Annotated in this window: 16 protein-coding genes; 1 reads left to right on the top strand and 15 read right to left on the bottom strand. The window is 72.4% G+C overall.

Annotated features, from left to right (window positions below; translation table 11 throughout):
* Position 1 precedes the first annotated feature (1 nt).
* From HW566_RS06440 to HW566_RS06415, 6 genes are read right to left on the bottom strand one after another with little or no spacing between them, the layout of a single operon-like run.
* The gene (locus HW566_RS06440) at positions 2 to 760 is read right to left on the bottom strand and encodes an SDR family NAD(P)-dependent oxidoreductase (RefSeq protein ID WP_178011379.1); all 759 of its coding nucleotides are present in this window, start codon (positions 758 to 760) and stop codon (positions 2 to 4) included.
* An 11-nt stretch (positions 761 to 771) separates the two neighbouring features.
* Positions 772 to 1,620 (bottom strand): phosphogluconate dehydrogenase C-terminal domain-containing protein, encoded by an 849-nt coding sequence (locus HW566_RS06435; protein WP_178011377.1) that lies wholly within the window; start codon positions 1,618 to 1,620, stop codon positions 772 to 774.
* Positions 1,617 to 2,411 carry a sugar phosphate isomerase/epimerase family protein gene (locus tag HW566_RS06430; protein WP_178011375.1) on the bottom strand — a complete coding sequence of 265 codons (795 nt, stop codon included), beginning with the start codon at positions 2,409 to 2,411 and terminating at the stop codon, positions 1,617 to 1,619. The genes HW566_RS06435 and HW566_RS06430 overlap by 4 nt, the downstream gene beginning before the upstream one ends.
* Positions 2,408 to 3,169, bottom strand: coding sequence for a triose-phosphate isomerase family protein (locus tag HW566_RS06425; protein WP_256728902.1), 762 nt, complete (start codon positions 3,167 to 3,169; stop codon positions 2,408 to 2,410). Before HW566_RS06425 ends, HW566_RS06430 begins: the two co-directional genes overlap by 4 nt.
* A gap of 20 nt (positions 3,170 to 3,189) precedes the next feature.
* Positions 3,190 to 3,660: a ribose-5-phosphate isomerase gene (locus tag HW566_RS06420; RefSeq protein WP_178011372.1), complete on the bottom strand. Its 471-nt coding sequence runs from the start codon at positions 3,658 to 3,660 to the stop codon at positions 3,190 to 3,192.
* Complete coding sequence (locus HW566_RS06415; RefSeq protein WP_178011370.1) at positions 3,653 to 5,428, bottom strand: dihydroxyacetone kinase family protein; 1,776 nt, start codon at positions 5,426 to 5,428, stop codon at positions 3,653 to 3,655. Before HW566_RS06415 ends, HW566_RS06420 begins: the two co-directional genes overlap by 8 nt.
* Positions 5,429 to 5,614: 186 nt before the next feature.
* Between HW566_RS06415 and HW566_RS06410 the strand changes: the two genes are divergently transcribed.
* Positions 5,615 to 6,334, top strand: coding sequence for a FadR/GntR family transcriptional regulator (locus tag HW566_RS06410; RefSeq protein ID WP_178011368.1), 720 nt, complete (start codon positions 5,615 to 5,617; stop codon positions 6,332 to 6,334).
* A gap of 61 nt (positions 6,335 to 6,395) precedes the next feature.
* Here HW566_RS06410 and HW566_RS06405 read toward each other — a convergent pair whose 3' ends face one another.
* The 9 genes from HW566_RS06405 to HW566_RS06365 form a co-directional block, all read right to left on the bottom strand.
* Positions 6,396 to 8,153, bottom strand: coding sequence for a DUF5605 domain-containing protein (locus tag HW566_RS06405; RefSeq protein ID WP_178011366.1), 1,758 nt, complete (start codon positions 8,151 to 8,153; stop codon positions 6,396 to 6,398).
* A gap of 89 nt (positions 8,154 to 8,242) precedes the next feature.
* Positions 8,243 to 11,059 carry an alpha-L-rhamnosidase gene (locus HW566_RS06400; protein ID WP_178011365.1) on the bottom strand — a complete coding sequence of 939 codons (2,817 nt, stop codon included), beginning with the start codon at positions 11,057 to 11,059 and terminating at the stop codon, positions 8,243 to 8,245.
* Positions 11,056 to 12,567 (bottom strand): glycoside hydrolase family 43 protein, encoded by a 1,512-nt coding sequence (locus tag HW566_RS06395; RefSeq protein ID WP_178011363.1) that lies wholly within the window; start codon positions 12,565 to 12,567, stop codon positions 11,056 to 11,058. The genes HW566_RS06400 and HW566_RS06395 overlap by 4 nt, the downstream gene beginning before the upstream one ends.
* Before the next feature lie 31 nt (positions 12,568 to 12,598).
* Positions 12,599 to 13,723 carry a serine hydrolase domain-containing protein gene (locus HW566_RS06390; protein WP_178011361.1) on the bottom strand — a complete coding sequence of 375 codons (1,125 nt, stop codon included), beginning with the start codon at positions 13,721 to 13,723 and terminating at the stop codon, positions 12,599 to 12,601.
* The gene (locus tag HW566_RS06385) at positions 13,720 to 16,008 is read right to left on the bottom strand and encodes a beta-glucosidase (protein WP_256728943.1); all 2,289 of its coding nucleotides are present in this window, start codon (positions 16,006 to 16,008) and stop codon (positions 13,720 to 13,722) included. Before HW566_RS06385 ends, HW566_RS06390 begins: the two co-directional genes overlap by 4 nt.
* Before the next feature lie 198 nt (positions 16,009 to 16,206).
* Entirely contained in the window at positions 16,207 to 17,055 is an 849-nt protein-coding gene (locus HW566_RS06380) for an ATP-binding cassette domain-containing protein (RefSeq protein ID WP_178011357.1), read from the bottom strand.
* Positions 17,052 to 18,917 (bottom strand): dipeptide/oligopeptide/nickel ABC transporter permease/ATP-binding protein, encoded by a 1,866-nt coding sequence (locus tag HW566_RS06375; RefSeq protein ID WP_178011355.1) that lies wholly within the window; start codon positions 18,915 to 18,917, stop codon positions 17,052 to 17,054. The genes HW566_RS06380 and HW566_RS06375 overlap by 4 nt, the downstream gene beginning before the upstream one ends.
* Positions 18,914 to 19,855 (bottom strand): ABC transporter permease, encoded by a 942-nt coding sequence (locus tag HW566_RS06370; RefSeq protein WP_178011353.1) that lies wholly within the window; start codon positions 19,853 to 19,855, stop codon positions 18,914 to 18,916. The genes HW566_RS06375 and HW566_RS06370 overlap by 4 nt, the downstream gene beginning before the upstream one ends.
* A 67-nt stretch (positions 19,856 to 19,922) precedes the next feature.
* Positions 19,923 to 21,455: an ABC transporter substrate-binding protein gene (locus HW566_RS06365; protein WP_256728901.1), complete on the bottom strand. Its 1,533-nt coding sequence runs from the start codon at positions 21,453 to 21,455 to the stop codon at positions 19,923 to 19,925.
* Positions 21,456 to 21,553: the final 98 nt, after the last annotated feature.

Below are 21,553 nucleotides of genomic sequence, written 5' to 3'. Positions count from 1 at the left end.
GTCAGAGCGACGTCATGCCGCCGTCGACCGAGAACGTGGCCCCGGTCGCGAACGAGCCCTCGTCGCTGGCGAGGTAGACCATGATCCCGGTGACGTCGGCGGGCGTGCCCGCGCGTCCGATCGGGATGCGCGAGACGATCGCGGCGCGCGACTGCGGGTCGTCGGTGATGGCCGACACGAGGGGTGTCTCGGTGTACGCCGGCTGCACCGTGTTGACCCGGATGCCCCGGTCGGCATATGCCGCTGCGACGGTGCGGCCGAGGCCGTGGACCCCCGCTTTCGAGGCGCTGTAGGCGGTGAAGTCGCGTCCCTCGCCGTTGACGCCCGTCGGGCTGCCGGTGAGGATGATCGACCCGCCGCCGCGAGAGAGCAGGGCCCGGACGGCGTACTTCACGGTGAGGAAGGTGCCGGTGAGGTTGATGTCGATCGTGCGCCGCCAGACGTCGAGGTCGAGGTCGGCGGCGGCCGCGTCCTGCCCGAAGAGCTGAACGCCGGCGTTGGCGACGACGACGTCGGGCGTCCAGTCCGCCGCATCGATCTCGTCGAACGCGGCCGCGACGGCGGTCTCGTCGGAGATGTCCATGGTGACCGCCCGGGCGCGCGGCCCGAGTGCGGCCGCGGCCTCGCGGACGGCGGCCGCGTTGCGGTCGGCGAGCACCACCCGCGCGCCCTCCGACACGAACCGCTCCGCGACCGCGCGGCCGATCCCCGTGGCGGCGCCCGTCACCAGCGCCGTCTTGCCCTGCAGTCGCATCGTCATCGTCGTCGTCCTCAGCGCTCGATGTGGTCCAGGTGCAGCATCCGCGCGAGGTTCTTGTCGAGCTCGTCGTCGCGGAAGATCTTCTTCCAGTCCTCCTTGATGATGCTCTCGCGACCGTAGTCCATCGCGATGAGGCACGCGTCGCTGAACGGGTTGTCGCCGCGCAGCCCGTTCGCGAGGGCCACCTGCGTGTGCCCGTAGAGGATGCTGCGTGCTGCGGCCTCGGGGACGCCCATCGTGTGGATCGCCTCCTCGAGCGCCTCGTTCAGGAGCGACCCGATCATGCAGGCGACCGTCTCCACGAGGGTCGGCTCGAGCTGCGCGAGCTGCTTGATCGTGACCCAGTGCACATCGATGACGGGTGCGTAGATCGCGCGGACCGTCTCTTCGACGATGCGCTGCTTCTCGGGGTCGTCCGACTCGATCGCCGCGATCGCGTCCTGCGGTGCGGCGATGCCTCCGAATGTGTCGGCCCACTCCTCCTTCGTCGTGCGCTCGAGGAAGACCGACGGATGACACGGGTGGGCGACGGCCTGCACGACGTCATCGCGCGTGGTGAGGAGCCCGGCGTATGCGGCCGCGGGGTCGAGCGTCAGCACGATCGCACCGGGGCGGAGCTGCGGCACGAGGTCGGCGGTCACCGGGCCCAGGGCGAGGTCGGGCACCGCGAGCACGACGATGTCGGCGTCGCCGACCGCGTCGGCGGCATCCGTCAGCTCGCGCCCCGCGGCGAGGGTGCGCTCGCGGCCGGCGGGGGAGTTCTCGACGTAGTGGACGGTGTGATCGGTCTTCACCAGGTTGTCGGACACGCGCATGCCCATCTTCCCGCCCGCGCCGATCACGGCGATGGTGTGGCTCATCGAATGCTCCTCAGGTAGTCCAGGGTGGTGCGGGTCCAGTCCCGCTCGGTTCGGATGGTCGTCTCGGGGTCGCCCTGCCAGGGCAGCCAGTGCTCGACGATCTCGTTGATGCCGCGCTCGCGCGGACGCACGGCCTCGAGCAGTCCGGGATAGTCGTGGAGCCCCTCGCCCATGCGGGCGCCGGAGTAGGTGAAGCCCACCCACCCCGGCTGTCGGTCGAACGCGAAGTCCTTGGCGTGCACGTTCACCACCCGCGCGGCGGTCTGCGCGACGCAGTCCTGCGGCAGCTCGAGGCGCGCGACGACATTGGCCGGATCGAGGCAGATGCCCAGGCTCGGGCTGTCGATCGCGGTCACGAGGCTCATCAGGTCGGCGGTGGCGACCTGCTCGTAGGTCTCGAGTGCGAGTGCGACCCCCGCGGCCTCGAAGCGGGGGAGCGCGCCGCGCAGCCATCGGTCGGCCTCTGCGAGGGTCGCGCGTCCGTCGGGGCCCGAGAGCATGCTCCGCACCAGCGAGGCATCGAAGACCCCCGCCAGGTCGAGGAAGCAGGCGAGCCGGTCCGGCGTCACGCCCTTCGTGCCGAGTTCGATGACGAGACCGAGATCGCGCGCCGCGGATGCCGCGTCGGCGAGCTCGGCGGCATCCATCGCCTCGAGCGGGGCGTAGTCGCAGATCTGGAAGAGGTCCGCGCCGAGCTCGCGCGTGCGCTCGAACGCGCCGACGAGCGAGAGCGGCGTGCGGGCGCGCTCGGAGTGCTCCCAGAAGAAGGCGTAGGTGCCGAGCCCGATCACCGTGCGTGCTCCGGTTCTGCTCGGCGCGCAGCCAGGGCGGTCGCCTCGTCGAGCACGCGCCCGAGGGCCGCGGGGTCGTGTGCGAAGCGCCCGAGGAAGAGGCCGTCGACGGCGTCGCCGAGTCGCGTCAGCAGGTCCGGTCCCGCCGAACCGCCGTAGATCACGGCCGAGCCGGCACGTCCCGGGTCGGCGTCGAGCGCCGCCCGCAGCGCCCGGGTCACCACCGTGATGTGCTCGACGGGTGCCGGCTGCGGCGCCCCGATCGCCCAGACGGGCTCGTAGGCCACCACGACCGGGCCTCCCGGCGCTCCGGCCAGATCCGTCCGGAGCTGGTCGAGCGTGGCGGCGGCTGCCGCCCCGGCATCCTGTCGCTGCGCCTCGCCCAGGCACAGCACCGGGGTCAGGCCGTGGCGGAGGGCCGCCGCGGCCTTGGCCGCGATCGTCCCGGCGGTCTCGCCGAAGAGCCGGCGCCGTTCGGCGTGACCGATCTCGGCGTACACGGCGCCCGAGTCGGCGGCCTCTGCGGCGGTGGTCTCGCCGGTGAACGCACCCGTCTCGTGGACCGACACGTCCTGCACGCCCAGGCGCACGCCGGCGTCGTGGAGGTAGCCGCGCGCGTCGTCGAGCTGCAGGTAGGTGGGGGCGACGAAGACCTCGACGGCGCCGCTGCGCACACCGGCGTGGGCGCGGACGAGCTCGGCGACCTCGCCGAACCACACCCGTGCCGAGCGGCGGTCGAAGTACGCCTTCAGGCTCACGCCCACCGTCACCCGCGGCATCAACGGCTTCCGGTGCTCTCGTACCGGTCGATGACGGCGACCTTCGCGGCCGAGGCCGACGCGGTGTCGAAGCGGTACGTCAGCCACTCGCGGACGAGGCGCCGCGCCAGCTCGATGCCCACGACACGCTGGCCCATCGTGAGCACCTGCGCGTCGTTGGAGAGCACGCCCCGCTCGACCGAGAACGAGTCGTGGGCGGTCACCGCGCGGATGCCGGCGACCTTGTTCGCGGCGATCGCGACGCCCAGACCCGTCCCGCAGATGAGCAGCGCGCGGTCCGCTTCTCCGCGGGCGACGCGTTCGGCCGCTTCGATCGCCACCGTCGGGTACGGCGTGTGTCCGTCAGCCCCTACCCCGACGTCGACGACCGAGGCGACGCCGTCGCTGGCCTCGAGATCGGCCTTGAGGATCTCCTTGTAGTCGAATCCGGCGTCGTCGCAGCCGATCACGATGCGCAGTGCGTCAGTCATGGTGTCCGTTCCTCTCCGTGGCGAGCAGGTCGCCGACGGCTGTGGCGATGAGGGCGAGCGAGTGCGCCCCGGGGTCGGGCGTCCCGACGCTGTGCTGCCCGTGAGTGCGGGCGCGGCCGCGGCGGGGCAGCAGATCGGCGGTGGCGGCGGCGGCCGAGGTGGCGGCCTCGGCTGCGGTCCGCCAGGCCTCGGCGAGCGGCGCCCCTGCGGCCACGGCGCGGCCGAGCTCGGAGCTGAACGGCGCGAGCGCATCGACCATGGTCTTGTCGCCGATCTCGGCGTGTCCGTAGGCCACCACACCGCGCGCGCCGGCGGCCACTCCGGAGACCACGGCCGCACGGTCGGGTCGTCCCGTGTCGCCGAGGGCCGTGGCGACCGAGGCGAGGATGACGCCCCACAGGGCTCCCGAGGTGCCGCCGGCTCGGTCGGACCAGGCATCGGCGGCGCAGGCGAGCGTCGTGCCGGCACCGGCACCGGCGGCCACCGCGTCGTGCGCGGCGGCGCGCGCGGCGTGCGCGCCGCGCTGCATCCCGATGCCGTGGTCGCCGTCGCCGGCGATCGCGTCCAGACGGCCGAGCTCGTCGACGTGGACATCGATCGTCGCCGCGACGGCGTCGATGACGCTCGTCACCACGCGGGCGGCCGCGCGCGACGCGTCGTCGCCCGGGGCGATCGGGTGGGAGCCCGCGTCTGCGGTGGCGGTGGCGGTCGCGCGGGCGGCTGCGGTCGCGCTGGCGGCTGCGCTTTCGGCCGCGGCGGTGGTGCTCACCGCCGCGGCGCCGCGGCGGTAGGCGGGTGTGTCGACGGGGGTCTCCCAGAGACCGGCGAGCTCGTCGTCGAGCCAGAAGAGGGTGAGCGAGGTTCCGGCCATGTCGAAGCTCGTGCAGTACTCGCCCACGTGGGGGTCGACGACCTCCAGTCCGGCGTCGCCCAGCAGCTCCGCGATGCGCCGGTAGACGACGAACAGCTCCTCGTACTTGAGCGACCCGAGTCCGTTGAGGATCGGCACGACGCGGCCGTCGGCCCCGGCGGGGCGTTCGGCCAGCAGCGTCCGCACCAGGAGGTCGGCGAGCTCGTCGGCGGTGGGGACGTCGGTCTCCTCGATCCCCGGCTCGCCGTGGATGCCGAGGCCGACCGCCATGCGGCCGGGCGGCACCGAGAACAGCGGCTCGGGGGCTCCCGGGAGGGTGCAGCCGGTGAAGGCCACACCGAACGACCGGGTGCGGTCGTTGGCATGCCGGGCGATCCGTGCGACTCCGGCGAGGTCGTAACCGGCGGATGCCGCGGCGGCCGCGGCGCGGAACACGGTCAGGTCGCCGGCGATGCCGCGGCGCCGCTCGTGCTCGTGGGGCCCCGCGCTGGCGACGTCGTCGGTCACCGTCACCGTCGCGCACGCGATGCCCTCGGCGCGCAGACGCTCTTCGGCGGCCGAGAAGTTCAGCACGTCCCCGGCGTAGTTGCCGTAGGAGAAGAACACGCCGCCCCCGGCGTGTGCGGCGTGCGCGACCGCGCGGATCTGCTGCGCCGACGGCGAGGCGAAGAGGTTGCCCATGGCCGCGCCGTGCGCGAGGCCCGGACCCACGAGGCCGCCGAACGCGGGGTAGTGCCCCGAGCCGCCGCCGACCACGACGGCGACCTGTCCCGCCGGCGTCCCGCCCGCCCGCACGACACCGCCGGTGACGCGGCGCACGTAGCGTCCGTTGGCGGCGACGAAGCCGTCGATCATCTCGTCGGCGAACGCGGCCGGGTCGTTCCACAGGCGCGTCATCGGCAGACTCCCCGCTCTCGGGCGACGGGGATCGCGCGGGGTGCGGTCACCGGCGCGGGCAACAGTGCGGACATCTCGACCAATCGACGGTGACGGAAGCGTGCGCGCCGGGCGCGCAGGTCGATTCTGACAAACCGGTTGACCAATTGCAAGCCGCAGCGCGGACATGCCCGCTAGGTTGTGACCATGCCCGCCTTCCGATCCGACGGCACGCCCGACCTCGCAGCATCCCTCGCCGCGTTGCCGGCGCGGACGCCGGTGTCGGAGGTCGCCCGACGGCTGCTCGACCTGTTCACCTCGGGCGAGGTGGCCCCGGGCACGCGGCTTCCTCCCGAGCGTCAGCTCGCGGCGACGCTCGAGGTCGGCCGGTCGGCGGTGCGCGAGGCGCTCGCGGCCCTCGAGATCCTCGGGATCGTCGACGTGCGCCCCGGCTCGGGCACGTACCTGCGGGGTGCGGCGAGCGAGCTGCTGCCGCAGACCCTCCGGTGGGGGCTGCTGATCGGGGAGCGCAACACGCACGAGCTGATCGAGCTGCGCTCGGGGCTGGAGATCTACGTCGCGCGGCTCGCCGCCGGGGCGGACGACGACGGCGCGGGCCTCGAGCGCCACGTCGAGCGGATGCGCGGGTCGCTCGCCGACCTCGCCGCCTTCGCCCGCGCCGACCTTGCCTTCCACCACGAGCTGGCCCGCGTGGCGGGCAACGCGATGCTGATAGACCTGCTCCACGTCGTCCGCTCGCTGCTGCAGGTCTACGCCGACCGCGCCGTCCACGACGACGAACAGGCCCTCCGGGCGCTCGCCGAGCACGAGGCCATCGCCCGTGCCGTCGTCGCCGGAGACGAGGATGCGGCGGCCTCGGCGATGGCCGCCCACATGGCCACCGCCGCCCGGCGCATCGCCCCCTGAGCAAGCCGCGCCGCCGAGCCCGCCGGGGTGTCACCTCGACCGGGTCGGTACCCCGGTCGGTTCAGTCGCCCAGGCGGGTGAGGCGGACGGCCATGAACTGTCGGCCGGGGAGCTCGACCCGCAGCTGGCCGCGGTGCTCGCCGGGCAGCGCGTCGACCGTCATGTTCCAGGTGTCGACCACCTCGACGCGCCACGCGCCCGCGTCGAGGATGACGTTGCGGAACCGGGGTCGGTTGAAGCCGAAGTATCCGACCTTCACCGCTCCCGCCACACCGCCCCACGGCACGTCCCAGTCGCCGGGCAGCGGGTCCCACACGCCGGTCGGCGACTCCGCCTGGAGCCGGTCGAGGAAGGCGATGCGCTCGGGCGACGACCCGTGCAGCGCCCCGCCCTTCGACCACCAGAGGATCTCGTCGTCGCGTCCCCGGGCGGGCGGGTAGTAGGTCTCGCCGTGCCCGACGTAGCCGCCGCGCACCGCACCCTCCCAGAACCGCCGCGTCATCTCCTCGCCGGTGATGTTCCCCCAGCCCTGGTCGATGTCGCCCTCGTAGGCGCACTCGTCGATGACGACGGGTTTGCGCCACTGCTCGCGCCACTGGTCGGTGTTCTCGGCGGTGCGGTACACATCGACCCGCTGGATGCTGACGTGGGTGATCCAGGGCTTGTCGTAGTCGTAGACCGGTCGGCAGTTGTGGATCGAGTTGAGGTGCTCGAAGGCGTCCTCCTCGCCGACGACGGCCGCGAGCCGCTCCCAGTCCTCGAGATCCTTCGACCAGAGCAGGTCGTACTCGTTGGCCATCGACCACCAGACGTTCGCGTAGCCCGACAGCCGCCGCACGACGTACCGCAGGTACCGCTCGTCGACGGCGGGCCCGAGGTCGGCGAAGCCCCACCGGTCGTAGGCGTGGAACAGGATGACGTCGGCCTCGATGCCGAGCTCGCCGAGCTGGGCGATCCGCCTTTCGAGACGGCGGAAGTGCGCCGGGTCGAAGCGCTCGAGGTCGAAGCCGTCGGCGAGGCTGCCGGCGAAGGGGAAGTCGGCGGGCTCGTCGGAGTTGTAGAGGTACGACTTCGGGAAGACGCACATGCGCAGCTTCGCGAAGGATGTCGCCGCCAGGGTCTCGAGGGTCTGCTCCTGCAGCTCGTCGGGCTGGTGGGTCCACGCGTAGGCCGTCGTCCCGAGCGGGCGGTGCCGCGTGCCGTCGGCATGACGGAAGTGGAACCCCTCGACACGCACCGGCCCGTGGGATCCCGCCCGTGCCGCCACGACCTCGGTGCTCCCGGTGATCCCGTCGAGCGAGCGCGACGTGGAGCGGGTGCGGAACGCCCACGTGCCCTCGACGTCGGCGAGGGCGCGGATGACATAGCTCCCCTCGCCGTCGTAGAAGCCGCCGACGCGTATCTCGCTCCCGTCCCGTTCGAAGACGGCGTCGAGCTCGACGTCGACGAAGGGGTTGCCGTGCGAGGGGCCCTGCAGACGGATCTCGAGCGGATCCCACAGGTGGGTCGAGGCCGGGGCGTGCAGAGCCGCCGACCCGCGGGGCACCTCGTCGCCCTCGTACCCGGCGTCGGGCTGCACCGCCGGAGCGTAGGGCGGACGCGGTGCGCCGTCTCCGACGGCGGCGAGGGCGGCGAAGAACCGTTCGCGCTCGGCCGGGTCCTCCAACGCCGGGACGATCGCCACGAGCTGGCCCAGCCGTCCGCCCCGGAACTGGGTCGCCATCGGCGACGCCGCGACCCCGGGCATGTACCGCTCGAGGATCGCCCGTGCGGCGGGGTCGTCGAGGGCCTCGCCGAAAGTGGTCGCTCGGTCGAACATGGATGCCTCCTCGGGCGGGGTGGGTCGGGTCGGTCGGGATGGACGGGGCGCGGCGGACCGCATCGGCGCGGTGCCGGTCGCGTCGCCGGTCAGCGGGCGGTGGCGTCTCGGATCGCGGCGTCGACGGCGTCGACGAGGTCGGGCGGGGCGAACATGAGCACCGAGGTGACGGTCCGACCCGCGCCCCAACGGGTCTGGTCGCGGACGCCCGGCACCCGGTCGGGGGCGCGTTCGGCGAGGGTGTCGATCAGGGCGCGGTAGGCCCGCGGGTCGTCCACGACGTCGGCCAACGCGGCTCGAATGCCATCGAGCGGCCGGCGTTCGAGCGGCGCGGCGGCGGGGAACCGCCATTCGTGAGAGCCGGAGCCGACCTCGTCGTGCCGGCCGGGGAGGCCGGCCGGCACGGGCAGGTCGACCTCGGCCCGCGTGTTCGGCGGCACGATCGCTCGCACGACGATCTCGTCGCCGTCGCCGTCGCCCCTGCGCACGCGCTGCCACGAAACCGCGGCCTCGCCGTACGGGGTGAGGTGGCGGGCCGATGCGTGGTCGAGCGACTCGAGCGGTCGCGGGGCGATCCGCAGCCGCCGGTAACCGGGGGCGGCCGGAGCGAGCCCGGCGACGGTGCGGTGCAACCAGTCGGCGACCGCGCCCAGGGCGTAGTGGTTGAACGAGGTCATCTCTCCCGGGTTGACGCTGCCGTCGGGCAGCAGCGAGTCCCAGCGCTCCCAGACCGTGGTGGCGCCCTGCGTGACGGGGTACAGCCAGGAGGGGGCCTCGGTCTGGGTGAGCAGCCGCTCGGCCACGGCGAGCCGGTCACCGTGGGCGAGGGCATCGGTGACGAGCGGTGTGCCCACGAAGCCCGTCCCGATGCGGTAGCCGCCCTCGCGGACGAGCTCGGCGAGGCGGGCGGCGAGGGCCGAGCGCACGTCCGGCTCGACCACGAGGCCGAACTCCAGGGCGAGCGCGTAGGCGGTGGGGGCGTCGCTGACCATGCGGCCCGCCGGCGTGACGTATTCGGCGACGAAGGCTGTTCGGCTGCGCTCGGCCATCGCGGCGTAGTGGGCGGCGTCGGCCTCGAACCCCAGCATCGCGGCGGCGTCGGCGACCTGGCGCAGCGACCGCGCGAAGTACGCGCTCGCCACGATGTCGGAGTCGACCTTGGCCTGTCCGGGCTTGTCGGGCGGTGCCGACGGATCGAGCCAGTCGCCGAGCTGCATCCGCCCCGCCCAGAGGCCGCCGTCGCCGGCGTCCGCGGCGACCGCGTCGACCCAGGCGCGCATGCTCGGGTACTGCGCGGCGACGACGTCCCGGTCGCCGAAGCGCTCGTACATGACGGTGGGAACCACCGTGGCCGCGTCGCCCCACGCGGCCGGGCTCACCCCGAACGCCCCGAAGCCGGTGAGGGCCGCGGGCACGACGACCGGCACCGAGCCGCCGTCGCGTCGCTGCTCGTGCGCCAGATCGCGCAGCCACGAGGTGAGGAACCCGGCGCAGTCGTAGAGGAAGGATGCCGTCGGCGCGAACACCTGCAGGTCGCCCGTCCAGCCGAGGCGCTCATCGCGCTGCGGACAGTCGGTGGGGATGGAGAGGAAGTTGCCGCGCATGCCCCATACGACGTTCTCGTGCAGACGGTCGATGAGGGGATCGGACGAAGCGAACCAGCCGGTGCGGGTCATGTCGGTGTGCACGACGACGGCTTCGACGTCGCCGGGATCGACATCGGTCCCGGTGACCTCGGCGTAGCGGAATCCGTAGAACGTGAAGCGCGACTCGAGCACGTCGTCGCCGCCGGACAGGTCGAACGTCGCCGTCGCGGCGGCGTTGCGCAGCGGTCGCAGCGCCAGCTCGCCGCCATCGAGCACCTCCGCGTGCCGGACGATCAGCCGCGTGCCCGCCGTGCCGCGCACGCGCAGCCGCAGTCGTCCCACGAGGTTCTGCCCGAAATCCAGCACGCGTCCGCCCGACGGCGTGGCCAGCACGCGCACCACCGGCAGGGTCTGCGTGCGGCGGACCGGGGGAGCGATGCGCGCTTCGGGAACGGGCACGTGCTCGTAGCCCGCGCGGGCCGCAGCGCCGACGCGGACCGGGGCGAACGACGCGGGTGCACGGCGGAGGTCCTGGTGCTCGCCGGCGTAGATGCCCGACGCGACGATCGGTCCATCGCCGGCCGCCTCCCAACCCGCGCCGGTGGCGGCGACGGTGTCGACGGATCCGTCGTCGTAGGTCACGCGCACCTGGGCGAGGAACGACGGCTGGTCACCGTACAGGCGGTCGGCGAAGGCGAAGAATCCGTACTTCTCGGTGTACCAGGCGCCCGCGACGGTGGCCGAGAGCTCGTTGTCGCCCGCTCGGACGAGGCCGGTCACGTCGACGCTCTCGTGCACGAGGCGGTCGCGGTAGGCCGTCCATCCCGGCGCGAGCACGTCGTCCGAGACCGGGATGCCGTTGACCTCCGGCTCGGCCGAGCCGAGCGCCGTCCACAGCAGCAGCGCACGGGCCACCGGGCGCTCGATGCGGAAGCGGCTGCGGACGACGGCCGGCTGCGCGGGACGGTCGGGGTCGGCCAGGCCCACGGGGAGGGCGACCCACTCGCCCTCCCCGAGGAATCCGGCGGCGACCGCGATCTCGTCGCTCCACGGCGTCACCGTGCCCGACGCGCTGTGCGCGCGCACGCGAACCCGGCGGGTCTCGCCGGTCTCGAGGGGAGCGAACGGCCAGGGCACCAGCGCGCTCTCGCCGCCCTCGACGGCGATCGGCCCCGAGCCGTCGTCGAGCTCGGCACAGGTTTGACGCCAGTCGGGCTCCCCGGTGGCGACGCTCCAGGTCAGGCGGGGCGTCGGCGTGGCGACGAACGGGCTGTCATCTCGCAGTTCGGCTCGCAGGCTCGCGATGCGCGGGCCGGTCATTCGTCGCTCCCGGACACCCGCCACCGCGTCACGGCGACCTCGCCGGTGACCGCGTACGCCCCGATGACGCGCCCGGTGAACGATTCGGCCGTCTCGGACGAGAGGAACCGGCCGTCCACCTCGGCGAGCTCGATCCGCTCGCCGCCCACCGTCGCCGCGAGATGGAACACATCGCTGGTGCGCGCCAGTCCTCCGGCGTCCTCGGGACGCCGCGAGGCGATGTGCAGCTGCAGCGGCATCGGGGCGGAGCCGATCTCGTGCCGCCATTCCTGCACGAGGCCCGCGACGACCGCGCGCGCCCGCACCGCGCCGTCGCCGGCTTCGACCTCGACGTGGAAGCGCTCGTCGTAGCGCACCGCGATGCCGCCCGTGCCGGACGAGACGTCGATGTCGACGGTCACCTCGTTGGTCAGGTGCTCCTGTCTGCGCCCGACGAAGACGGGTCGGGGATCGTCCAGGGTCGCGCCCGTCCCTCGCAGCACCAGACGGCCGTCCGCGACGCGGGCGACCTGCCCGGGCAGGGCGCGGACGGCGATCCATTCGCGGTCGAGGGGGACGTCGAAGGAGATCTCGCGCGCGGTGCCGGGCCGGGGGCTGAGCTGCACCGGGTCGATCTCGGGCCAGCCGTCGTCCCGCCACCGCACGGGTGTCACGAAGGTCTCCCGTCCCAGTGCCGAGAAGGCTCGCGTCATCGATCGCGGCCGGACGCCCAGCAGCACGCACAGCCAGTGACCGTCCGGCCCGACGACCAGGTCTCCGTGACCGGTGTTCTGCACCGGCCGGATCGTCGAGCGTGCCGACACGAGCGGGTTGTGGGGCGCGGTCTCGAAGGGGCCGTCGGGGCGGTCGCCGCGGGCGATGGAGATGCCGTGCCCACGCTCGGTGCCGCCCTCGGCGATCAGGACGTACCACCGGCCCTCGTGCGCGTACAGGTGCGGCGCTTCGGGGAACTGCCCGCCCGTGCCCGACCAGATCGATCGCACCGGCTCGGTGGCCCGGTGGGTGTCGAGGTCGACGCGGGCCTGCTGGATGCCCAGGTGCCGGCCACGCTCGGGCCCGTCGAGGATCAGCCCCGAGTAGGTGATGACGACGGTGCCGTCGTGGTCCCACGCGATGTCGGGGTCGATGCCGTCGAGTGGGCGGATCCCGTCCACGTCCAGGATGGACGCGCCGTCGCTCCACGGCCCCGCGGCATCCGTCGCGGTGAAGTGGAGCATGCCGCGGCCCATCGCGTCGCTGACGACGAGGTGGAAGACACCGTCGCGGTGACGCAGCGTCGGTGCCCACGCCCCGCCGGCGGTCGGAACGTCCTCGACCCCCAGCTGACCGGGGCGCGTGGCGACGTGGCCGATCAGCTCCCAGGTCTCGAAGTCGTGGGAGCGGTGGATCGGGATGCCGGGCAGGTACTCGAACGTGGACGTCGCGAGGTACCAGACGTCGTCCACCCGCACGACCGAGGGGTCGGGGTGGAAGCCGTTCACGAGGGGGTTGTACAGCGTCGTCATCATCGGCTCCGGTGTCGTCTCGGTCGCATGGTGCTCAGGTCAGGATGCGGCCGAGGTCGGCCGCCAGCGCGACGGCCCGCGGGTCGGCACCCCCGGGCCACGGACCCCGGGCGATCGTCCAGGCGAAGGCGAGGTCGGCGTCGGGGTCGACGCAGGCGAGCGCTCCGGCGGCGCCGTCGTGCCCGAAGGAGCGCGGTCCGCCGAACGCGAGCTGCTGCGAGGGCTTCTGGAACACGATCGCGTGCGCGCGGTCGTGCTGGTGGAGCACTTCGTCGTAGCCGCGCACCTGCTGCTGTCCGATCGCGGCGACCGTGTCGGCGCCGAGCACGGGCGGCTCGCCGTCGGCGCCGGTGACCATGACGGCGAATAGTCGGGCGAGACCGCGCGCCGTGCCCGCGCCGCTGCCGGCCGGGTGACCGTACCGCCAGCTGCGCGGGGAGTTGCCGAGGTCGACGTCCGTGCCCGAGCCGCCGAACACCTTCGGCCCGAGCGCCGAGAAGGCGCGGGTCGGCGCAGCCGAGACGGGCTGGATCATCGGCAGCACGTCGGCGCGGCGGTCCTCGAGCCGGGGCGGGAGTCCGAGGTGGAAGTCGATGTCGTGCGGCGCGCGGATCTCGCGCTCGTAGAACTCGTGCAGCGTGCTGCCGGTGACCCGGAACACGAGCTCGTCGCCGAGGTTGCCGATCGTGATCGCGTGATAACCGAAAGCGCTGCCGGGATGCCAGAACGGCGCCGTGTCGGCCAGGCGGGCCGCCGCGGCGTGGTGATCGAGCAGCTCGTCCCATGTCAACGGCAGGTCGGTCTGCGGAAGCCCGGCCTGGTGCGAGAGCAGCTGCCGCACGGTGACGGCGGACTTGCCCTTCGCGGCGAACTCGGGCCAGTAGTGCGCGACGCGTTCGTCGAGGTCGAGCTCGCCGCGCTCGACGAGCAGACCGACCGACAGTCCGATGGTGTTCTTGGTGACCGAGTAGGGCACGATCACCGCGTGCTCGGCGAGATGCGGGCCGCCCCACGCGTCCAGCACCGGCGCGCCGCGATGGAACGCGGCGACCTGGAACGACAGGTCGGGGTCCGCCTCGAGGAACCCCGAGAGTCGCGTGACGACGGAAGCGAGCCGCTCGTCGGCGCGGCCGTGCAGGATGCCGGTGAGCTCGATCATCGCGAGGTCACCTCCCATGCGGTCGTCAGGGGCCGCTCCGCGACCGACGAGCCGGCGCTGAGGGTGTACTCCCCGGGCTCGACGACCCAGCCGTCGCTCCAGTGCGCGAACCGGCGCGCCGCCACCGGGACCTCGACCGTCACGGTCGCGCCCGGCTCGGCATGCGCGGTCGCGAACCCGACGAGCCAGCGCGCGGGGCGTTCGACGCTCGAGTCGGCGCGCTCGGCGTACACCTGCACCACCTGCTTGCCGGCGCGTTCGCCGGTGTTGGTGATGGTCACCGCGAGCGTGTCGCCGCGACGCTCGGCGGCATCCCACCGCCAGGTCGTGTACCCGAGTCCGTGCCCGAACGGGAAGGCGGGCTCGGTCCCCTGGCGGAGCCACGCGCGGTAGCCGATGTGGATCCCCTCGTCGTAGCGCAGGACGCCGTCGGTCGGCACCGCCTGGGTCACCGGCACCTCGGCCAGCGACGCCGGCCACGTCGTGGGAAGGCGGCCGCCGGGCTCGGCGTCGCCCGTGAGGATGTCGGCCAGCGCATGACCGAACTCCTGGCCGCCGAAGTAGCCCTGCACGATCGCCGCGACCTCCCCGGCCCACGGCAGCACGACGGGCGATCCGGCGTTGACGATCACGATGGTCGGCGTGCCGGTTGCCGCGACCGCCCGCACGAGGTCGTCCTGGCGGCCCGGCAGATCGAGGTCGACGCGGTCGTACCCCTCGGACTCGACCTTCGCGTTCGTCCCGACGACGACCACCGCGACCTCCGCCGCGGCGGCCGCGAGCGCCGCGCGCGCGATGAGGTCGTCGGCGTCGGCGCGCTCGGGCGCGATCCCGACGGTCGCCGAGAACGCCCCGGCGATGGCTCCGGAGCCCTCGCGGTCGAACTCCACGCGCACCTCGATCGCGGTGCCCGCGGTCACCGGGACGGGCACCGTGAGCGACGGCGGGTTCAGGAATGCGGCACCCAGGTCCGTGCCGGTGAGCACGGGCGCGTCATCGAGCACCAGCTCGCCGTCGACGAACAGGCGTCCCGGGTTGGCGCCGGCGAAGCCGAGCTCGATCGCACCGGTGGTGTCGGGGGTCAGGCGTGTCTCGTAGACGATCGTCGCGCTCTGCGCGATCGGCGCGTCGCCTCCGAACCACACGAGGGCGGTGGAGCGGCGGTCCTCGGCGAACAGCTCGTCGCCGTCCGCGCCGAGGAAGGAGACGCGCACGCCCGGCTCGCCCGTGACGGGGTTCTCGAGCTGGGCCAGCGGGAGCTCGGCCACCCCCTCCTGCACGACGGCGCCGATCTCGAAACGCACCTCGGCGTCGCCGAGCGCGGCGCGCAGTCCGTCGACGGGCGAGACGACGTGCTCGGGCACGACGGTCGCCGACCCGCCGCCCTGGGTGCGCGCGTCGCGGGCGTTCTGCCCGATCACGGCCACGCGACGCAGCGCCCCGGCGTCGAGCGGCAGCACCCCGTCGTTCTGGAGGAGGACGGTGCCGGCGACGGAGGCCTCGCGAGCGAAGGCGGCGCCGTCCGGTGCGTCGGGCCGGGACGTCCCGTCGGCGTCGCCGAGGGCCCCGACGCGCTCGGCCAGCAGCAGGATGCGCAGCACCTTGCGGTCGAGGTCGGCCTCGTCGAGCCGGCCGTCGCGAACGGCCGCGGCCAGCTCGGCCCACGCCGGCGCGGGCCCGGGCATCGCGAGGTCCTGCGCTGCGGGCACGGCGTCGAGCGAACGCACCGCCGTCCAGTCGCTGACGACGACGCCGTCGAAGCCCCATTCGCTGTTCAACGGGGTCTCGAGCAGGTCGTTCTCGGTCATGGTCACGCCGGCCACGGAGTTGTACGCGCTCATGATCGCCCACGCGCCGGCCTCGACGGCCCGCTCGAAGGGGGCGAGGTACAGCTCGCGCAACGCGCGCTGGTCGACCTGGACGTCGACGGTGAATCTGTCGGTCTCGGAGTCGTTGGCGACGTAGTGCTTGGGCGTCGCCGCGACGCCGTGGTCCTGGAGGCCGCGCACATAGGCGGCGCCGAGCACGCCGGTGAGCTCGGGGTCCTCCGAGAGGCACTCGAAGTGCCGGCCGCCCAAGGGGGTGCGGTGCAGGTTGATGGTGGGCCCGAGGACGACGTCGACGTCTTTGCGGCGTGCCTCGGCTGCCGTGGCGGCGCCGTAGCGGTACGCCAGGTCGGCATCCCAGGATGCCGCGAGGGCCGACCCCGACGGCAGATTGAGCGACGGCTCGCGCTCGTCCCATCGCGGGCCGCGCACACCGGCGGGTCCGTCCGAGAGGGTCATGGCCCGCAGGCCGATGGCGGGCAGGGCGACCGTGGTCCAGAAGTCGGCGCCCTGCACGAGAGCGGCCTTGTCCTCGAGCGACAGACGCTCGAGCAGCGGACGGAGGTGGTCGGTGGATGCGGTCACGAGGACTCCAAGACAGAGGGGGTGGTCGAGGGGAGAGGATGCCGGGGCCCAGGGTCGGGCCCCGGCATCCGTTCAGGCTGCGCCGCGCGCGGCCTCGCCGTCGAGGAACGCCCGGCGGGCGGCCCGACGTTCCTCCTGCCGGTCGGGGTCGGGGACGGGCGCCGCCATGAACAGGCGCTGCGTGTAGGGATGCTCCGGGCGCGAGGTCACCCGGTCGGCATCGCCGGATTCGACGATCTCGCCGCGGTACATGACCGCGACGCGGTGGCTGACGTGACGGACGACGGCGAGGTCGTGGGTGACGAACAGGTAGGCGACGCCGGTCCGTTCCTGGATCTCGATGAACAGATCGAGCACGCGCGCCTGGGTCGACAGGTCGAGCGCCGAGACGGGCTCGTCGCACACGATCAGCCGGGGCCGCAGCGCCAGAGCCCGGGCGATCGCCACTCGCTGCCGCTGGCCGCCGGAGAACTCCCGGGGCAGGCGGCTCCGGGCATCGGCGGGCAGACCCACCTGGTCCAGGAGCTCGCGGACGCGGTCGCGCGCCTCGCGGGTGCCGACCCCGGCGGCGGTCAGCGGCTCGGTGAGGATCTGCTCGATCGTCATCGATGGGTTCAGCGACGAATAGGGGTCCTGGAAGACCACCTGGATGTCGGCGCTGAGGGGGCGGCGCTGTCGCCGGTTCAGATGGGAGATGTCCCGCCCGTCGAAGACGATGGACCCCTCCGTGACGGGGGCGAGGCCGAGAGCTGCGCGTCCGAGCGTCGTCTTGCCCGATCCCGACTCGCCCACCAGCCCCACCGTCTCTCCGGGCAGGATGTCGAGCGAGACGCCCTGCAGCGCCCGGAACGGCTGTGCACGGAGCCCCTTGCCGGGGTACTCGACGACGAGGTCGGTGATGTCCAGCAGCGGAACGCTCATGCGTTCGCCCCCTTCGTGGCCAGTGCGGGGCGGGCGGGACCCTCGTCGAGGATCGCCTCCAGCAGCGCCCGCGTGTACGGATGACGCGCGTCGTTGAAGATCGCACGGACAGGGCCCTGCTCGACGAATCGGCCGTTCTGCATGACGGTCACCCGGTCGCACAGGTCGGCGACGACGCCGAAGTTGTGCGTGACCAGCAGCATGGCCATGTGGTGCTCGGCCTGCAGATCGCGCAGCAGGTCGAGGACGTCGGCCTGGACCGTGACGTCGAGGGCCGTCGTGGGCTCATCGGCGATGATCAGCTCCGGGTCGGTCGAGACCGCGCCGGCGATGAGGACGCGCTGGGCCATGCCGCCCGAGACCTCGAACGGGTAGGCGTCGAACGTGCGCTTGGGCTGCGGGATGCCCACTCGGGCGAGCAGGTCGAGCGAGCGTTCGGTGGCATCCTTCTTCGACAGACCGAGCGTCGTGCGCAGCGGCTCGACGAGCTGGCTGCCGATGGTGAAGGAGGGGTCGAGGTTGCTCATCGGCTCCTGCGGGATGTAGCCGATGCGCTTTCCGCGCACCCCCGCGTAGACGCGGTCCGAGGCGTCGGCGAGCTCGATGCCGCCGTAGCGGATCGAACCGTCGGTCACCCGGCCGCCTCGGGGGAGCAGGCCCAGCACGCCGAACGCCGTCTGCGTCTTGCCCGAGCCCGACTCGCCGATCAGTCCGTGCACCTCGCCCTTGCGCACGTCCAGCGAGACGCCGTGGACGACCTCGATGTGCGATCCGTCGGGCTGGTCGTAGCCCACACGCAGATCCCGGATCTCGAGCACCTTCTCGGAGGCCTTGCTGCGGGCGTCCTCGCGGTGGATGGTGACGCCGGCGCCTTCGACGATCGGAAGCTCGTCGAGGTCCTCGATCGGCTCGCCGCCGCCGGTGGCCACCGAGGTGGTCACCGCTGCGATCGATCCCGTCGCCGTCGTCACGGCACGACGGCGCTTGCGGCGCACCGAGACGGTGCGCTCCAGCTCGTCGCGCATCACGTTGGCCAGCAGGGTCAGCGCGATACAGGTGAGGGCGATCGCGAGCGAGGGCCAGATCATCAGCACGGGCGTCTTGTAGATGTTCTTGAAGCCGTCCGTGAGCATCGATCCCCAGGTGGGCACGTTCACGTCGCCGAGGCCGAGGAACTCCAATCCCGACTGGATCGCCAGGGCGATGCCCGAGATGATCGCGCCCTGGATGATGATCGGCGCGCGGACGACGGCCAGCACATGACGTCCGATGATGCGGCCGTCGCCGAGGCCCGAGACGCGGGCCGCGTCGACGTAGAGCTCGCCGCGCACCGCCGTGACGGCCGCGTAGACCAGTCGGAAGAAGGCGGGCGCGAGCAGGATGCCGAAGATGAACATCGAGATCCACACCGACGGGCCGAGCACCGCTCGGGCCGCCAGGAGCACCACGATGCCCGGGAGGGCCATGTTCAGCTCTGTGACCCAGGTCGCGACGGTGTTGAACCAGCCCTGGTAGTAGCCGGCGATGAGGCCGCTGACCACGCCCAGGACGACGGCGACGACGACGGCGATGAGCGCGGCGGCGACGCTGGTCTGCGTCGCGGCGAGCAGCCGCGAGAGCACGTCGCGACCGCTGCCGTCGGTGCCCAGGAGGTGAGCGCCGCTCGGTCCCGCCAGCACGTTGCGGATGTCCGCGTAGTTCGGGTCCTGGGGTGCGATGAGCGGCCCCAGGATCGCGATCGCCGCGACGAGCAGGAGGAACAGCGCCGACACGACGCCGAGCGGCTTCGTGATGAGCCGACGGAACAGGCTGACCCGCACCGGGGCAATGGGGACGGCGGGAGGCACGTCGATGGCGGTCATGACAGTCTCACCTTCGGGTTCAGAGCGGCCTGGGCGAGGTCGATCAGGAGGTTCACGATGACGACGATGACCGCGAAGGCGATCACGAGCCCCATGACGACGGGGACGTCGCCAAGGGTGGTGGAGCGGACGCTCAGCTGACCCATGCCCGGGATGGCGAAGATCTGCTCGACGACGACCGCGCCGCCGAGAAGACCGACGAACTGCACGGCGAGGACGGCGAGGGCGGGTCCGCCGGCGTTGCGCAGCACGTGCTTGTAGATGACCGAGCCCATGCCGAGCCCGCGCGAGCGGAGCGTGCGGACGTAGTCGCGCGACATCGCGTCGATGACCGAGCCGCGCACTTGCGCCGCGACCGTCGCGATCGCCCCCAGCGAGAGGGCGACCACGGGCAGGGTCACCGATGCGAGCCAGCCCGTCGGCGATGTGGTGATGGGCACGTAGCCCGTCGCCTTGAACCATCCGAGGTTGATGGCGAAGACCAGCACGAGGAGCAGGGCGATGAGGAAGCCCGGAACGGCGAAGCCGACGAGCGAGAGGAACTGCACGGCTCCGTCGATGATGCCGCCGCGACGTGCCGCGAGCACGCCCAGGACGACGGCGAGGACGGCCGAGACGATGGTGGCGCCCAGGACGAGCGAGAGCGTGACGGCGAGGCGTCCGCTGACGCTGACCGAGACGAGCTCCCCGGTGAACCAGCTGCGTCCGAGGTTCCCGGTGAGGGCGGAGACGACCCAGTCGCCGTACTGCGCGAGCAGGGGGCGGTTCAGACCGAGTTCTTCGGTCTTCTTCGCGACGGTCTCGGCGGTCGCGTTCTCGCCGAGGATGCGGCGGGCGATGTCGCCGCCCCCCGCGTAGAGCAGGACGAACGCGAGGAACGAGATCACCGCGATCAGGACGACGCCCGAGAGGAGGCGACGCAGGATGAATGTGAGCATGATGCCTTCCCGAAGGTGGTGCCCCCGGACCGGGCGGCGCGAGACCGCCCGGCCCGGGGGAGTCGGATCAGTTCTTCGGCGAGAAGTCGAAGATCGACGGGTAGGCGTTGGTGGGCCAGAACTCGAGGTTCGTGTTCGCGTCGGTGGCGAACGTGCCCTGCACCCGGAAGAACGGCGCGAACCACGCCTGCTCGACGAGGTACGCGTTCAGGTCCTTGAGGGCCTGGTCCGACTCCTCGGGGGTGCCGAACTGCACGGTCTGGATGTAACCGTCGACGGTGGGGTCCTGGTAACCGAACGGGTTGAACGTCGCGTCGGGTCCGACCATGAAGTTGATCAGCTGCCAGTCGGGGTTCTGCTCGAGCGCCATCCACGTGGCGGGGTACTTCGGAGCCAGCATGTCGGTGATGAAGTTGCCCGTGCCGGGGTCGGTGTACTCGACGGTGATGCCGATGTCGGACAGCTGCTGGGCGACGAGGTCGAAGGTGGTCTGGAAGGCCGGCGTCGACATCATGCTGAGCGTGAAGCCGTCGGGGTAGCCCGCCTCGGCGAGGAGCTCCTTCGCGGCCTCCGGGTCGTAGGCGTACGTGGTGTCGAGCGCGGCGTCGTAGGCGACGGAGGTCTCGGGGAACACCTGCTCGGTGACGGTTCCGTAGCCGCTCTGCGTGGACTGCAGCAGCGCCTCGCGGTCGAACGCCATGTTGATGGCCTGGCGCACCTTCACGTCGGCCAGCTCCGGGGCCATCGTCCCGGCGCGGTCGAGCAGCAGCAGGCCCTGGAAGTCGAGCTCGTTCGACTCGATCGTCCAGCCGGCGCCTTCGACCTCCGAGATCGTGTTGTTGTCGGCGATCTTCGCGCCGTTCGCCTCGCCCGCGCGGATGGCGTTGGTGGTGGCGGTGACGTCTTCGAGGACGTTGATCGTGAGGTTGTCGTACTTGACGGCGTCCGCGTTCCAGTAGTCGGGGTTGGCGGTGTAGTTGTACGTGGTGCCGGTCACCGACGAGGCGGTGTCGAGGATGTAGGCGCCCGAGCCGATCGGGTCGGTCGCGGAGTCGGGGTCGTCGAAGGTCGACGGCGCCTGGATGAGGCCCGGGGCGATCGAGAGCAGGTTGATCAGCGACGGGTCCGGCGCCTCCTGCGTGATCGTCACCGTCGTGGCGTCCACGGCCGCGAACTCCTTGCCCGCCATCGTCGCCGCCTGCGGGGCGGTGCCGTCGCGGAAGTGCTCGAGGCTGGCGACGACGGCCTCGGCGTCCAGCGGCGTGCCGTCGCTGAACTCCACGCCCTCGCGCAGGGTGAGCGTGAGGACGGTGTTGTCGTCGTTGTACTCCCACTCGGTGGCGAGCCACGGCTGGGTCTCGCCGGCGGAGTCCTTCGACAGCAGGGTGTCGAAGACGGCCTGGAAGAACGGGCTGCGGTTGCCCCATTCCGCGCCCTGGCCGATGTCGTAACTGGTTGGAGCGGCGATCGCCGTGAGGGTGAGTCGATCAGCGCGGCCGCTGTCGCCGCCGCCCGATCCGGTGTCGCCGCTCGCGCATCCCGCCAGGGCGAGCGCCGCGACGACCGTGAGGGCTGCTGTGGCCTTCCATCGGAACATCATTGGTCCTTTTCTCGGGAGGCGATACCCCGGTGGATCGCCCTGGCGCTGGACGCTAGCAGCAAATCCGAGCGATGACTAGGTTTTGAAGACGAATTTCT

Origin of the sequence: Microbacterium oleivorans (assembly GCF_013389665.1) — a bacterium.
In the GTDB taxonomy this organism is placed as follows: Bacteria; Actinomycetota; Actinomycetes; order Actinomycetales; family Microbacteriaceae; genus Microbacterium; species Microbacterium oleivorans_C.
The sequence above is the reverse complement of the archived record's forward strand: the minus strand, read 5'-3'. Positions and strand labels throughout refer to the sequence as shown.

What these genes read in the sequence shown, in the direction of transcription:
- HW566_RS06400 (WP_178011365.1), bottom strand. Translation starts at nt 11,059, where the DNA reads ATGACCGGCCCGCGCATCGCGAGCCTGCGAGCCGAACTGCGAGATGAC.
- HW566_RS06385 (WP_256728943.1), bottom strand. Translation starts at nt 16,008, where the DNA reads ATGACCCTCTCGGACGGACCCGCCGGTGTGCGCGGCCCGCGATGGGAC.
- HW566_RS06395 (WP_178011363.1), bottom strand. Translation starts at nt 12,567, where the DNA reads ATGATGACGACGCTGTACAACCCCCTCGTGAACGGCTTCCACCCCGAC.
- HW566_RS06435 (WP_178011377.1), bottom strand. Translation starts at nt 1,620, where the DNA reads ATGAGCCACACCATCGCCGTGATCGGCGCGGGCGGGAAGATGGGCATG.
- HW566_RS06410 (WP_178011368.1), top strand. Translation starts at nt 5,615, where the DNA reads ATGCCCGCCTTCCGATCCGACGGCACGCCCGACCTCGCAGCATCCCTC.
- HW566_RS06390 (WP_178011361.1), bottom strand. Translation starts at nt 13,723, where the DNA reads ATGATCGAGCTCACCGGCATCCTGCACGGCCGCGCCGACGAGCGGCTC.
- HW566_RS06370 (WP_178011353.1), bottom strand. Translation starts at nt 19,855, where the DNA reads ATGCTCACATTCATCCTGCGTCGCCTCCTCTCGGGCGTCGTCCTGATC.
- HW566_RS06405 (WP_178011366.1), bottom strand. Translation starts at nt 8,153, where the DNA reads ATGTTCGACCGAGCGACCACTTTCGGCGAGGCCCTCGACGACCCCGCC.
- HW566_RS06375 (WP_178011355.1), bottom strand. Translation starts at nt 18,917, where the DNA reads ATGACCGCCATCGACGTGCCTCCCGCCGTCCCCATTGCCCCGGTGCGG.
- HW566_RS06440 (WP_178011379.1), bottom strand. Translation starts at nt 760, where the DNA reads ATGACGATGCGACTGCAGGGCAAGACGGCGCTGGTGACGGGCGCCGCC.
- HW566_RS06365 (WP_256728901.1), bottom strand. Translation starts at nt 21,455, where the DNA reads ATGATGTTCCGATGGAAGGCCACAGCAGCCCTCACGGTCGTCGCGGCG.
- HW566_RS06415 (WP_178011370.1), bottom strand. Translation starts at nt 5,428, where the DNA reads ATGACGCGCCTGTGGAACGACCCGGCCGCGTTCGCCGACGAGATGATC.
- HW566_RS06380 (WP_178011357.1), bottom strand. Translation starts at nt 17,055, where the DNA reads ATGAGCGTTCCGCTGCTGGACATCACCGACCTCGTCGTCGAGTACCCC.
- HW566_RS06420 (WP_178011372.1), bottom strand. Translation starts at nt 3,660, where the DNA reads ATGACTGACGCACTGCGCATCGTGATCGGCTGCGACGACGCCGGATTC.